This window comes from Micromonospora orduensis, from assembly GCF_006228125.1.
GTDB classification, from domain to species: Bacteria; Actinomycetota; Actinomycetes; order Mycobacteriales; family Micromonosporaceae; genus Micromonospora; species Micromonospora orduensis.
In genome coordinates this window covers 16,013-28,656 of the sequence record NZ_VDFY01000208.1, presented here as the reverse complement: position 1 = coordinate 28,656, position 12,644 = coordinate 16,013, and the positions used below count along the sequence as shown (strand labels likewise).

Here is a 12,644-nt window from a genome sequence, read left to right as displayed (position 1 = left end):
GACGCTAAGGGACTGTTAACGTGCGCCTCGCCGCCAGCGGTAGCGGTTAGCCTGCCACCTGTGGCCCGCCTACTGCTCATCGAGGACGACCTGACGATTCGTACCCCGCTGATCCGGGCGCTGCGCGAACGCGGGCACGCGGTGGCCGCCGCCTCGACCGCGATGACCGGTCTCCGCGACGCCCTGGACGACCGGCCCGACCTCGTCGTGCTCGACCTGGGCCTGCCCGATCTGGACGGACGCGAGCTGCTGCGGATGCTGCGCGCGGTCAGTTCGGTGCCGGTCATCGTGGCCACCGCCCGCGACGACGACGCCGAGATCGTCCGGGTGCTCGACGCGGGCGCCGACGACTACGTGGTCAAGCCGTTCACCGCCGCGCAGCTCGACGCCCGCGTGCGGGCGGTGCTGCGGCGTGGCCCGTCCGGCACCGACGGGCAGGACCCGTCGCTCGTCGTCGGCGGGCTGCGCGTCGACCCCCGGTCCCGGCAGGTCACCCTGGACGGCGTGGCGGTCGAGCTGACGCCGCGCGAGTTCGACCTGCTGCACCACCTCGCCGGCCGTCCCGGTCAGGTGGTCACGAAACGCGAGCTGCTCACCGAGGTCTGGCAGATCCCGTACGGCGGCGCCGACAAGACCGTCGACGTGCACCTGTCCTGGCTGCGCCGCAAGCTGGGCGAGAACGCCCAGCAGCCCCGATACCTGCACACCGTCCGCGGCGTCGGGGTACGCCTCGAAGCGCCGGCGGCGCAGCCGTGAGGGCACGCCTGGCGCTGCTCGTCGCCGCGGTCAGCGTGCTCATCCTCATCGCGTTCCTGGTGCCGCTGGCGTTGCTCGTGCGCACCGTCGCGGAGGACCGGGCCACCGTCCGGGCCACCGCCGACGCGCAGAGCCTGGTGCCGGTGGTCGGCACCGCCGACGCGGCCACCATCCGACTCACCGTCGAGCAGCTCGCCGCCGAGTCCGGTCGACCGGTGAGTGTCTTCCTGCCCGACGGCACGGTGCTCGGCGCCCCGGCGCCGCGTACGCCGGCGGTGGCCCTGGCCGCGCGCGGGCAGAGCCTCACCGGTGAGTCGGCGGCCGGGCGGGAGGTGGTCATCGCGGTGCAGGGCCGGGCGGACGGCACCGGCGTGATCCGTACCGTGGTACCCCGAGACGAGCTGACCGCCGGCGTGACCCGGGCGTGGCTGGTGCTGGCCCTGCTCGGTGTGCTCCTGGTGCTGATCGGGCTGGCGGTGGCCGACCGGCTGGCGCGCACCCTGGTCCGGCCGATCAGCGACCTGTCCGCCGTGTCGCACCGGCTGGCCAACGCCGAACTGGACGCCCGTGTCACACCCGCCGGTCCGGCCGAGCTGCGCGAGGTGGCCGGCGCGCTCAACCACCTGGCCGGCCGTATCCAGGTGCTCCTGGTGCAGGAACGCGAGCAGGTCGCCGACCTGTCGCACCGGTTGCGGACGCCGTTGACGGCGCTGCGACTGGAGGCGGAGTCGCTGCGCGACCCGGACGACGCGGCCCGGATCACCGCCGCCGCCGACGGACTGGAACGCGCGGTCACCGGACTGATCCGGCAGGCCCGGTGGCGTCACTCACCGGCGAAGGCGCCGGCCGCTTCGGACGCGGCGGCGATCGTCGCCGAGCGGGTCGCGTTCTGGTCGGTGCTGGCCGAGGACACCGGCCGGGCCGTCACGCTCGACCTCGCCGCCGGTCCGCTACCGGTCGGTGTACCGGCCGACGACCTGACCGCGGCCGTGGACGCCCTGCTCGGCAACGTCTTCGCGCACACCCCCGACGGGACGCCGTTCGCGGTCCGGCTCGCCCGGGAGGCGGGGGAGGTGGTCCTCACCATCGCCGACGAGGGGCCCGGCATGCCGGACGGCGCGGTCCGGCGGGGCGCGAGCGCGGCCGGGTCCACCGGTCTCGGCCTGGACATCGCCAGGCGTGCCGCGCAGGGCGGCGGTGGTCGCCTGGAGTTGCGGACCGGCCCGCGGGGCGGGACGCGGGTGCTGCTCCGGCTCGGCCCCCCGACGTCGCGGCCGGAGGCATAGGCGCTGCGGTGCCGGGTAGCTGCCCCCTATGGCGCGGTATACGAAACCCGAGCTCAGAGAGCAGATCAAGGAAGAGATCAAGGCTTCCGACAAGGGCGGCAGGCCGGGGCAGTGGTCGGCGCGCAAGTCACAGCTTGTCACTCAGGAGTACAAGAGGCGCGGCGGGGGATTCCTCGGCGAAAAGGACGAGCGGCAGAAGTCGCTCCAGCGCTGGGGCAACGAGAAGTGGCAGACCAAGGAGGGCGACACCCGGGCCCGCAAGGACGGTACGACGAGCCGTTACCTGCCCAAGAAGGCCTGGGACGAGATGTCGGAGGGCCAGAAACGCGCCACCGACACCAAGAAGCGTGAAGCCTCCCGGACGGGCAGGCAGTACGTCGCGAACACCGGGCCGGCCAAGCGGGCACGTCGAGACGCCACCACGGCCGGCCGGATGTCGGAGATGTCGGTGGCCGAGGCCGCCAAGCTGGTCCGTGGGCTCGATACCCGGCAGCTCAGGACCGCACTGCGCAACGAGCGTGCCAGCAAGGACCGCAAGACGCTCGTCCAGCGACTCGAGGCCGAACTCAACAGGCGCGGCTGAGCCCTCCCTCGACCCACCACCGCCTTAACCCGGCCTTAGCGTCGCGACAGCGCGGTGCTATCCCGATCCGACCGATCCTCGGAGTCGACAACCGAGGAAAGGTGGACACCACGATGAAGCGCACCAATCTGCTTCTCGCGACGGTCGGCGGGTCGGCGGTGCTGGCGGTGGCCGGGGTCGCGCTCGGCGTCAACGCCGCGAACGACTCTCGCAGCGGCGGCACGGCACTGGCCGCGGCGACAGTCGCTCCGACCGCCACGGACGCGCCGGAGACCAGCGGTTCGCCGTCGGCAGGCACCCCGTCGGGTACGCCGACGAGCGGCACCCCGTCGGGTACGCCGACGGCCGGCAGCGCGCCGGCCGGCGCAGCGGTCGACGAGCAGCGCGCCGGGGAGATCGCCCTCGCCAGGGCCGGTGGCGGGCGGATCGTCGAGGTCGAGGCCGAGCAGGAGAACGGTCGACAGGTGTGGAGCGTCGAGATCGTCGCTGGCGACACCGAGCACGAGGTGGACGTCGACCGGGACAACGGCTCGGTGGTCAAGGCCGAGCAGGAGCCGGCCGACGACGACGACAAGGACGACCAGTCCGACGACGACGGTGACGACGACAGCTCCGACGACGACTGACCGCCCGGTGCCGCCGCCCGCCACCGGGAATCACCCGGGGCGGGCGGCGACGCGGGGTCAGATGCCGACGCGTTGCTCCTGGACCGTCGGCTGCTCCTGGTCGAACTGGGTGCGGTACAACTCCTGGTACCGGCCCCCGGCGGCGAGCAGGTCACCGTGCCGTCCGCGTTCGACGATGCGTCCGTCTTCGACAACGAGAATCTGGTCGGCCGCCCGGATGGTGGAGAGCCGGTGTGCGATGACCAGGCTCGTCCGGCCCGTCAGGGCTTCGGCGAGCGCCTCCTGAACTGCCGCCTCCGAGGTGGAGTCGAGGTGCGCGGTGGCCTCGTCGAGGATCACCACGCGGGGACGGGCCAGCAGCAGTCGCGCGATGGTGAGCCGTTGCCGCTCACCGCCCGACAGGCGGTACCCGCGTTCACCGACGACGGTGTCGAGACCGTCCGGCAGTGAGCGGATCAGGCCGTCGAGCCGCGCCCGCCGCAGCGCGTCCCACATCTCCTCCTCGGTCGCGTCCGGCTGGGCGAACGCCAGGTTGGCGCGGATGCTCTCGTGGAAGAGGTGCCCGTCCTGGGTCACCACGCCCAACGCGCCACGGATCGACTCGGCCGACAGGTCACGGACGTCGACGTCGGCCAGCTTCACCGCGCCGCCCTCGACGTCGTACAGCCGTGGCACGAGCTGCGCGATCGTCGACTTGCCCGCCCCGGACGAGCCGACCAGCGCGACCATCTGCCCCGCCTCGGCGCGGAACGACACGTCGTGCAGCACCTCTTCGCCGCCGCGGGTGTCGAGCTTCGCCACGTCCTCCAGGGACGCGAGCGACACCTTGTCCGCGGACGGGTAGCCGAACCGCACCCCGTCGAACTCCACAGCGACCGGCCCGTCGGGGAGCGTACGGGCGTCGGACCGGTCGAGGATCAGCGGCTTGAGGTCGAGAATCTCGAACACCCGCTCGAAGCTCACAAGCGCGCTCATCACCTCGACCCGGGCGCTGGCCAGCGACGTCAACGGCGCGTAGAGACGCGACAGCAGCAGCGCCAGGGCGACCACCGTCCCGGCGTCGAGGCTGCCCCGCAGCGCGTAGAGCCCACCCAGCCCGTAGACCAGGGCCAGCGCAAGGGAGCCGACAACGGTGAGCGCGGTGATGAAGACCCACTGAAGCATGGCGGTGCGGATGCCGATGTCCCGGACCCGTCGTGCCCGCGCCGCGAACTCGGCGGACTCCTGCTCGGGTCGCCCGTACAGCTTGACCAGGGTGGCGCCGGGCGCGGAGAAGCGCTCGGTCATCCGGGTGCTCATCGTCGCGTTGTGCTCGGCCGCCTCACGCTGCAACCGGGCGAGCCGGGAACCCATCCGGCGGGCCGGGATGACGAAGATGGGCAGCAGGACCAGCGCCAGCAGCGTGATCTGCCAGGAGAAGGTGAGCATCACCGCCAACGTCAGCATCAACGTGACGGCGTTGCCGACCACACTCGACAGGGTGCCGCTGAACGCCCGCTGCGCGCCGATCACGTCGTTGTTCAGACGGCTGACCAGCGCACCGGTCCGGGTACGGGTGAAGAACGCCACAGGCATCCGCTGGACGTGGTCGAAGACCGCCGTCCGCAGTTGGACGATCAGCCCCTCACCGATGCTGGCGGAGAGGAATCGTGTCAGCAGGCCCAGCCCGGCCTCGGCGAGCGCGATCAGGGCGATCAGCACCGCCAGGCGGACCACCACCCCGCCGTCGGCGCCGTCGACGATCGCGTCGACAACCCGACCGGCGAGGATGGGCGCCGCCACCGTGAGAGCGGCAGTCACCACGCTCAGCAGCAGGAACCTGATGAGTGCCCTACGGTGCGGTCGCGCGAACTGCGCGATGCGCCGTACGGTGACCCGGGACACCGGTCGCTCGTCCTGCGCGTTCATCGCGTGGTGCAGGGACGTCCACGCGGTAACTTCCATGCTCATGCCGTACCTCCGCGATGAGGCTAGAACCTCGCGTGAGGTTGAGGTCAAGCCGACGCGCAGGACTGCCCGGCCGTGACGGTCACAGGCCGGCGTGCATCGTCAGGCTCTGCCGCAGGTGCAGCTTCGGCCGGGACCCGACGACCGAGCCGACGACCTCGCCCCCACGGAACACCAGCAGCGTCGGCAGGGACATGACGCCGTAGCGCCGCGTGGCCTGCGGGTTGTCGTCGGAGTTGAGCTTGGCGATGACCATCCGGTCGCCGAACTCCCCGGCCAGCTCGACGAGGCTCTTCTCGATCATTTTGCAGGGCGGGCACCACTCGGCCCAGAAGTCGACCACGACGGGCCGGTCGCTGGCCAGCACCAGCTCGGCGAACGTGTCGTCGGTGACGGTGATCAGGGACCCGACTGTCGTTTCCTGGGGCATGTTTCCTCCCGGTGCGCGATGGCGTGGCTGAGCTGGGTGTGCAACTGCTGACGGACCGCTGTGAGCCGATCGAGGTAGAGGTCGACCTCGGCGAGCTTGCGCCGCAGCACCAGCACCGAATCCGGACAGATGTCGCCTGACGTGTTGCCCGCTCGAAGGCAGGCGACGAACGGACGGACGTCGTCGAGGCCGAAGCCGACGTCGAGCAGCGCCCGGATCTCCCGGACGACCCGCAGCTCCGCCTCGTCGTACACGCGGTAGCCGTTGGCCGAGCGCCGTGGGCGAACCAGCCCGTGGGCCTCGTAGTAGCGCAGGGTCCGGGTGCTCGTGCCAGCCCGTTCAGCCAGCTCACCGATCAGCATCAGACCTCCTCGACCAGCCCGTCGCGACCAGGCTAAACCTTGTCGTCAGCGTCAAGGCAAGGTCGCGCCCGGGGTCCCCGAGCACGACTCAGGGCGCCGCGGCGGCGCCCTGAGCGTCTGCGCGTACCGAGGGGTCTAGCCGATGCGGAACTGGTCGCCGTAGACGGCGAACACCAGCGGCGTGTTCAGGTTGACGTTGCCGTTGTTGAGGAAGACCCGCTGGGCGGTGTCGACGCGGGAGGTGTCCGAGTGGGCCTCCTCCTTCTTCATCTCGACGACCCGCTCGTCGAGGAAGGCGTTGAGCCAGGCCCGCTCGTCGCCGCCCTGGGCCGGCGGCTTGGCCCGGGCCAGCGCCCGGTTGCGGATCTGGCGCATGCCCTCGTACCCGTGCATAACCGCCGCGTCGTAGTAGGCGAACTGGCCGAGCGCCCGGACCTGGTCGTTCTTGCCGTCGCGTACCGACGGGTTGAAGTAGACCCGGTCCCGCTCGGCCTCCTGGGCGGCCTGGAACACCGGGTCGTTGGCCGCCGTCCGCCAGTCGCGGGGGAAGTTCGGGTCGAGGCCGGCGTGCGACGGGGTGCCGTTGACGGCGCGCAGCGCCGGCAGGTAGCCGGCCAGGACGTTGCCCGGCTTGGTGCGGGTGTACGCCTCGACGAGTTCGAGCATGTCGCCGGTGCCGGAGCAGAAGCCGATGATGCCGGCGGTGTAGCCGCGCCCGTCGCCGATGTCCTCGATGTAGGAGAACTGCGCCCGCCAGTCGAGCGAGGAGTTTTCCGCAGCCGAGACGAGCTGCATGGCCACGTCCTTCTTTGCGGGGTCGTCGAGGTTGGTCCCGGCCGGGGTGGTGGGCGTGGGGTTACCGCCGCCGCCGGGCAGGGTCCACTGCTGGTTCGTGGTGCCGCCGCAGGTCCAGATCTGCAGGCGGGTGCCGTTCGCGGAGTTCCGGTCGGTGACGTCGAGGCACTTTCCGGAGCCGGAGTTGACAAGCGCGCCGTTGCTGGCGGTCCACTTCTGCGCACCTGTGTTGTTGCAGTCGTACAGCTGCACCTTGGCGCCGTTGGCGGTCGACGCGGCGGTGACGTCGAGGCACTTGCCGAGTGCGCGGATCGAGGTGTCGGAGTTGCCGACGGTCCACGTCTGGGCCGCGCTGCCGTTGCAGTCGTAGAGCTGGACGGCCGTGCCGTTTGCCGAGTTGGCGCCCGCGACGTCGACGCACCTGCCGCCGAGGCCGGTGATCGGGCCGGCGGTCGCGGCGCTGGCCGACGGCAGGCCGTAACCGAGCCCTGCGACCGCGATCAGCAGGGCGCCCACGGCGGAGGCGGCTGTTCTCTTGTGAACCATTGTGTTCCTCGGGGAAGGGGCGGCGTGCCGCCGGCCGGTCGGTGGCCCGGCGCGGCGGTTCGGCCCCGGCAGACACCGCGAGCATCAGGAAACTGTATTAACAGATACCAGTGCGTCGATTCCTCGTCAATCGATGACCGCGAGGGGTGACAGGTCCTGTTCAGTCCGTCGATGACCCGGCGCGCGTCGTCCCCGCCCAGGTCAGGCGGGGACGAGCCGGAAGGCGGACGGCACCCGTGGGTGCCGTCCGCGCTCGTCACTGCTCCCGGTAGGTGGCCAGGTCGAAGTCGGCGTACACACCGTCGCCGCCGAGGTCCTGCACCCAGAGGCCGAGGAACGCCCCGGTGAAGCCCCACGCCGCAGGCTCCCCGTCGATGATCAACGCGGCGTGCTCGTCGGACAGGATCGTCGCGTCCAGGTCGACGGGCAGCCGCTGCCAGCCGGCGCCGAGGTCGTAGTCGAAACGCACCACCGGCCCGTCGAACACCGCCCGCAGGCCGACCCGGGTGACGCCGCTCGCGTCGACGGTCAGTTCGGGGTACGGGGTGCGCCGCCCGTTGTCCGAGCTGAGCAGCTCCAGCACCGTGCGCCCGTCGTCCGCCCGGGTCAGGTAGAGGTGGTGCCAGTTGAGGGTGTTGTAGTAGGCGGTGACCCCGGCGAGCTGGCGGTGGTCGACCGGGTCGAACTCGACGACGGTCTCCAGCGAACACCGGGTGGCGCCGACGCGTCGCGCGACAAGACTGGGCGCCTGCCTGCCGACCGGCGATTGTCCACCGTGGATGCGCAGGTGTGACGGACGGGTCCGCAGGTCGACCCAGTCCGCGGTGGCCGGCCGACGCAACGTCGACCAGCAGTGACCCAGCTCGGCGTCGTCGAAGTGGTCGGTGGCCGGTTCCGCCGGCCACGGGTGGGTGGGCAGGTCGGGTGCGGCCACCTCGTCGGCGGGCACCCCGCCCGGCACCCGGGGCCAGCCGCCGGCCGGCCAGTCGACCCGCTGGATCGCGGTCTCCCTGCCCAGCACGCAACTGCCCAGCGGGGAGTAGGGGCGGCCGACCAGGTGCGCCAGATACCACTCGCCGTCCTGCGTACGGACCAGGCTGCCGTGCCCCGCCTTCTGCAACCGCAGATCCGGCCGGCCCACGGAGGTGAGCAGCGGCCCGTCCGGATCCACCTCGTACGGCCCGAACAGATCGCGCGAGCGCGCCACGGTGACCTGGTGCTCCCAGCTCGTGCCACCCTCGGCGGTGATCAGCCAGTACCAGCCGTCGTGGCGGTACAGGTGCGGCCCCTCGGTCACCCCGACCGGAGTGCCGGTGAAGAGAATGCGGGGCCTCCCGACGAGGGTGCGGGAGGCCCGGTCGTACTGCTGGATCTCGATGCCGCCGAAGCGGTCCCGCCCGGGCCGCCAGTCCGCGCTCATGCTCAACAGCCAGGTGGTGCCGTCGTCGTCGTGGAACAGCGCGGCGTCGAAACCGCGTCCGTGCAGTTTCACCGGATCCGACCAGGGGCCGGCGATGTCCGGTGCGGTGACGAGGAAGTTCTGCGGGTCCCAGTAGCCACTGGCGAAGCTCGCCACATCGCTGTAAACGAGGTGGAACTCGCCATCGTGGTACGTCAGGTCGGGCGCCCACACCCCGTTGGAGTCGCCGCAGCCCCGCAGGTCGAGCAGGCGGCGATCGGTGATGACCCCGCCGAGGGGACGCCAGTTGACGAGGTCGCGCGAGTGGTGGATCCGTACCCCCGGATACCACTCGAAGGTCGAGGTGGCCAGGTAGAAGTCGTCGCCGACGCGCAGGATCGACGGATCCGGGTGGAACCCGGCGAGGACGGGATTGCGGATCGACCGGGCAGCGGTCGCCACGTCAGCGGTGTCGGTCGACACGAAGGCTCCTCTAGATGACTCTGAAAACTTCCGGAAACTTGCGGTCCAGGATGACTGGCAGTCCTGCCTACGCTAGCCGGTCTTCGCGCGATAGGACAGAGGGTCTTGACCGGTGGGGAAACTGCTCGTAGCGTCCCCGCCATCGATCGGTAATACCGGCGAAGCAATGAAAGTTCCGGAGATCCAGGTTCGAACCCTTGCCGGCTCGGCCGGCGTTCCGAGCAACCCGTGAGTCCCCGAAGGGATGGATCATGACAGCGCACCTTTCCCGCCGAACGCTGCTCGGCCTCGCCGGCGCCGGCGCCGGCGCCTACCTGCTCAGCGCGTGCAGTGATGGAGAGTCGGCCGACCCGAACGCTCCGCAGACCATCAACTGGTGGCACATCCAGAACACCGAACCGATGCTGCCGGTCTGGGCGGCGATGGCCAACGAGTACAAGACCGCGCACAGCAACGTCACGTTCACCATCCAGCCGCTGGAGAACGAGGCCTTCAAGGCCAAGCTCACCACCGCCACGCAGGCCGGTGACCCGCCGGACCTGTTCCAGTCCTGGGGCGGCGGCGTGCTCAAGCAGCAGGTGGACGCGGGCCTGGTCAAGGACCTCACCGACGACGTGAAGGATCTGGTCGCCGGGATCCTGCCCGCCGCCATGCAGCCGTACACGATCGACGGCAAGATCTACGGCATCCCGTTCGACATCGGCATGGTCGGGTTCTGGTACAACAAGGACCTCTTCACCCGCGCCGGCATCACCGAGACCCCCACCACCTGGGCCGGCCTGCTCGACGCGGTCCGCAAGCTCAAGACCGCCGGCATCACCCCGGTCGCCATCGCCGGCAAGGACAAGTGGCCGGCCCACTTCTACTGGTCCTACCTGGCCATGCGCATCGGTGGCGCCGGTGCCCTGCAGAAGGCCGTCGACGACAAGAACTTCGACACCCCCGACCTCGTCGCCGCCGGTGAACGACTCAAGGAGCTCGTCGACCTTCAGCCCTTCCAGAAGGGCTTCCTCGGCGCCGAGTACGGCTCTCCGGACGGGCAGGCCGCCACCATGGGCAACGGCGGCGCGGCCATGGAGCTGATGGGTCAGTGGGCGCCGGCGGTCCAGGCCTCCAGCTCGACCAGCAAGAAGGGCATCGGCGACAAGCTCGGCTTCTTCCCGTTCCCCTCCGTGGACGGCGGCAAGGGCTCCGCCACGGAGGTCTTCGGCGGCGGCAACGGCTTCGCCGTCGGCAAGGACGCGCCGGCCGCCACCATCGACTTCCTGAAGTTCCTGCTCAGCGTCGACAACCAGAAGCGGTCCGCGCAGACCGGCGCCGTGCTGCCCACGGTGAAGGACGCCACCTCTGCGATCAGCGACGCCAACAACAAGGTCGTCGCGGAGACCCTGGCCAAGAACACCGGCTTCCAGCTGTACCTCGACCAGGCGTACGCGCCCGCGCTGGGCCAGCAGATCAACGACAGCGTCGCCGAGATCATCGCCGGCAAGAAGTCGCCCGCGGCGATCCTCAAGGACATCACGCAGGTGGCGAAGACCGTCTGACCGTGACCCGTCATCCATCCGTAGCCGGCCGTAGAACCCGAGTGGAGCAGGAATGACCAGGCCATCGACCGTGTCGTACCCGAGGCGCGGCGACACGGCGACCGATCCGCCGGCACCGGGGCCGGGCACCGCGCGACAGCGCGGCCGCCAGCCCCGGCCCGGCCGGGGCGGCGTCCTCGCCGTGTTCCTGGCGCCTGCCCTGGCGCTGTTCCTGCTGCTGGTCGTCGCCCCCATCCTGGTGGCCGCCTACGCCAGCCTCTACAAGTGGAACGGCTTCGGGCTGCCGGAGAACTTCGTCGGGTTGGACAACTACACCCGCGCGTTCGCCGACCCGACCTTCCGCGGCGACCTGTGGCGCGGCTTCGTGCTGGTGGTGCTGTCCCTGGCCGTGCAGCTGCCCGCCGCGCTGGCCCTGGCCATGCTCCTCAACCAGCCGTTGCGCGGGCGGGCCTTCTACCGGCTGATCTTCTTCGCCCCGTACGTGCTCTCCGAGGTCACCACGGCCGTGCTGTTCACCCTGGTGTTCTCGCCCAACCGAGGGCTGGGCGAGGGGGTCGCCCAGTGGCTGGGCGCCGACGCGGGCACGGTCTTCGCCGACCCGGACACCGTGCTGATCGCCGTCTTCATGGTGGTGTCCTGGAAGTACTTCGGCCTCTACATGATGCTCTTCCTGGCCGCCCGTCAGGGCATTCCCAAGGAGCTGTCCGAGGCGGCGGTCACCGACGGTGCCACCGCCTGGCAGGCGTTCCGCCACGTCACCCTGCCACTGCTCGGTCCGACGATCCGGATCAGCGTGTTCCTGTCGGTCATCGGCACCATCCAACTGTTCGACATGGTCTGGGTGCTCACCGGTGGCGGTCCGATCCACTCCTCGGAGACCCTGGCCGTCACGATGTACCAGTACGGCTTCCGCCGCTTCGAGGTCGGCTACGCGAGCGCGATCAGCATGGTCATGTTCCTGCTGAGCCTCGTCTTCGCCCTGTTCTACCAGCGCGTAGTCCTACGTCGTGACACCGCGGGCGCGATCACCAACCAGGGAGGCCAGCGATGAGCGCCACGGCGCTTCGCGCCCAGCGGACCCGCAGCCTCGTGCTGCACCTCATCTGCATCGCCGTCGGCGCGCTCATCGTCGTGCCTGTCTGGTTCGGCGTGCTCGGTGGTTTCAAGGACAACGGCCAACTGTCGTCCAACCCGTTGGGCTGGCCCGACCCCTGGGTGCCGAACTACCTCGAGATCCTGAGCAACGGGGTGTTCTGGCGGCAACTCGGCAACAGCATGCTCATCGCCGTCAGCAGCACCGTCATCGTCGTGGGTTCGGCGGCGATGGCCGCGTTCGTCTTCGCGCGGTACGCCTTCCGGGGCCGCGAGTTCCTGGTCACCCTGTTCGCGATCGGTCTGATGTTCCCGTTCGCGGTGGCCATCCTGCCGCTGTTCGTGCTGCTGCGCGGCATGGGCCTGCTCGACAACCCGCTCGGCGTCATCCTGCCCCAGGCCGCCTTCGGGCTGCCGATCACCATCATCATCCTGCGACAGTTCTTCCGTACCATCCCCGCCGAGGTCGAGGAGGCCGCCGTCCTCGACGGCTGCGGCTCCTTCGGCTTCTTCTGGCGGGTCCTGCTGCCGATGGCCCGCCCCGCGCTGGCCACCGTCTCGGTGCTGGCCATCGTGACCAGCTGGAACAACTTCATGCTCCCGTTGGTCGTCTTCAGCGACCAGAGCTGGTGGACCCTGCCCGTCGGGGTCCAGGCGTTCCAGGGTCAGTACGCCGACGACACGGCACGGGTGCTCGCCTACGTCGTGCTGTCCATGCTCCCGGCGCTGGGGTTCTACGCCGTGGCCGAACGCCAACTCATCGGCGGCCTGACCGGCAGCGTCAAGGGCTGAGAA

At 70.4% G+C, this 12,644-nt stretch carries 12 protein-coding genes; 7 read left to right on the top strand and 5 right to left on the bottom strand.

Annotated features, from left to right (window positions below; genetic code table 11):
- Positions 1-60: 60 nt before the first annotated feature.
- From FHG89_RS23930 to FHG89_RS23915, 4 genes are all read left to right on the top strand, one after another.
- Positions 61-756 (top strand): response regulator transcription factor, encoded by a 696-nt coding sequence (locus tag FHG89_RS23930; RefSeq protein ID WP_139586656.1) that lies wholly within the window; start codon positions 61-63, stop codon positions 754-756.
- The gene (locus FHG89_RS23925) at positions 753-2,042 is read left to right on the top strand and encodes a sensor histidine kinase (protein ID WP_139586655.1); all 1,290 of its coding nucleotides are present in this window, start codon (positions 753-755) and stop codon (positions 2,040-2,042) included. The genes FHG89_RS23930 and FHG89_RS23925 overlap by 4 nt, the downstream gene beginning before the upstream one ends.
- A 28-nt stretch (positions 2,043-2,070) precedes the next feature.
- Positions 2,071-2,625 (top strand): DUF5872 domain-containing protein, encoded by a 555-nt coding sequence (locus tag FHG89_RS23920; protein ID WP_139586654.1) that lies wholly within the window; start codon positions 2,071-2,073, stop codon positions 2,623-2,625.
- Between the two features lie 113 nt (positions 2,626-2,738).
- Positions 2,739-3,251, top strand: a complete 513-nt coding sequence (locus FHG89_RS23915; RefSeq protein WP_139586653.1) for a PepSY domain-containing protein — start codon at positions 2,739-2,741, stop codon at positions 3,249-3,251.
- Between the two features lie 57 nt (positions 3,252-3,308).
- On the opposite strand, the gene FHG89_RS23910 is transcribed toward FHG89_RS23915, so the two are convergent.
- From FHG89_RS23910 to FHG89_RS23890, 5 genes are all read right to left on the bottom strand, one after another.
- Positions 3,309-5,201: an ABC transporter ATP-binding protein gene (locus FHG89_RS23910; RefSeq protein WP_139586652.1), complete on the bottom strand. Its 1,893-nt coding sequence runs from the start codon at positions 5,199-5,201 to the stop codon at positions 3,309-3,311.
- 79 nt (positions 5,202-5,280) lie between these two features.
- Positions 5,281-5,628 (bottom strand): thioredoxin, encoded by a 348-nt coding sequence (gene trxA, locus FHG89_RS23905; protein WP_139586651.1) that lies wholly within the window; start codon positions 5,626-5,628, stop codon positions 5,281-5,283.
- A complete protein-coding gene (locus FHG89_RS23900; protein ID WP_139586650.1) occupies positions 5,598-5,990 on the bottom strand; it encodes a MerR family transcriptional regulator in 393 nt (130 codons plus the stop codon). The genes trxA and FHG89_RS23900 overlap by 31 nt, the downstream gene beginning before the upstream one ends.
- Positions 5,991-6,125: 135 nt before the next feature.
- Complete coding sequence (locus FHG89_RS23895; RefSeq protein WP_208761079.1) at positions 6,126-7,331, bottom strand: chitosanase; 1,206 nt, start codon at positions 7,329-7,331, stop codon at positions 6,126-6,128.
- A gap of 256 nt (positions 7,332-7,587) precedes the next feature.
- On the bottom strand, positions 7,588-9,213 hold the full coding sequence (locus tag FHG89_RS23890; protein ID WP_139586649.1) for a glycoside hydrolase family 43 protein: 1,626 nt from the start codon (positions 9,211-9,213) through the stop codon (positions 7,588-7,590).
- 251 nt (positions 9,214-9,464) lie between these two features.
- Between FHG89_RS23890 and FHG89_RS23885 the strand changes: the two genes are divergently transcribed.
- The 3 genes from FHG89_RS23885 to FHG89_RS23875 are packed head-to-tail and all read left to right on the top strand — an operon-like array spanning position 9,465 to position 12,641.
- Positions 9,465-10,757, top strand: a complete 1,293-nt coding sequence (locus tag FHG89_RS23885) for an extracellular solute-binding protein (protein ID WP_139586648.1) — start codon at positions 9,465-9,467, stop codon at positions 10,755-10,757.
- A 52-nt stretch (positions 10,758-10,809) separates the two neighbouring features.
- Positions 10,810-11,808 carry a carbohydrate ABC transporter permease gene (locus FHG89_RS23880; RefSeq protein WP_139586647.1) on the top strand — a complete coding sequence of 333 codons (999 nt, stop codon included), beginning with the start codon at positions 10,810-10,812 and terminating at the stop codon, positions 11,806-11,808.
- Positions 11,805-12,641 carry a carbohydrate ABC transporter permease gene (locus FHG89_RS23875; protein WP_139586646.1) on the top strand — a complete coding sequence of 279 codons (837 nt, stop codon included), beginning with the start codon at positions 11,805-11,807 and terminating at the stop codon, positions 12,639-12,641. The genes FHG89_RS23880 and FHG89_RS23875 overlap by 4 nt, the downstream gene beginning before the upstream one ends.
- The last annotated feature ends 3 nt before the right edge of the window (positions 12,642-12,644 follow it).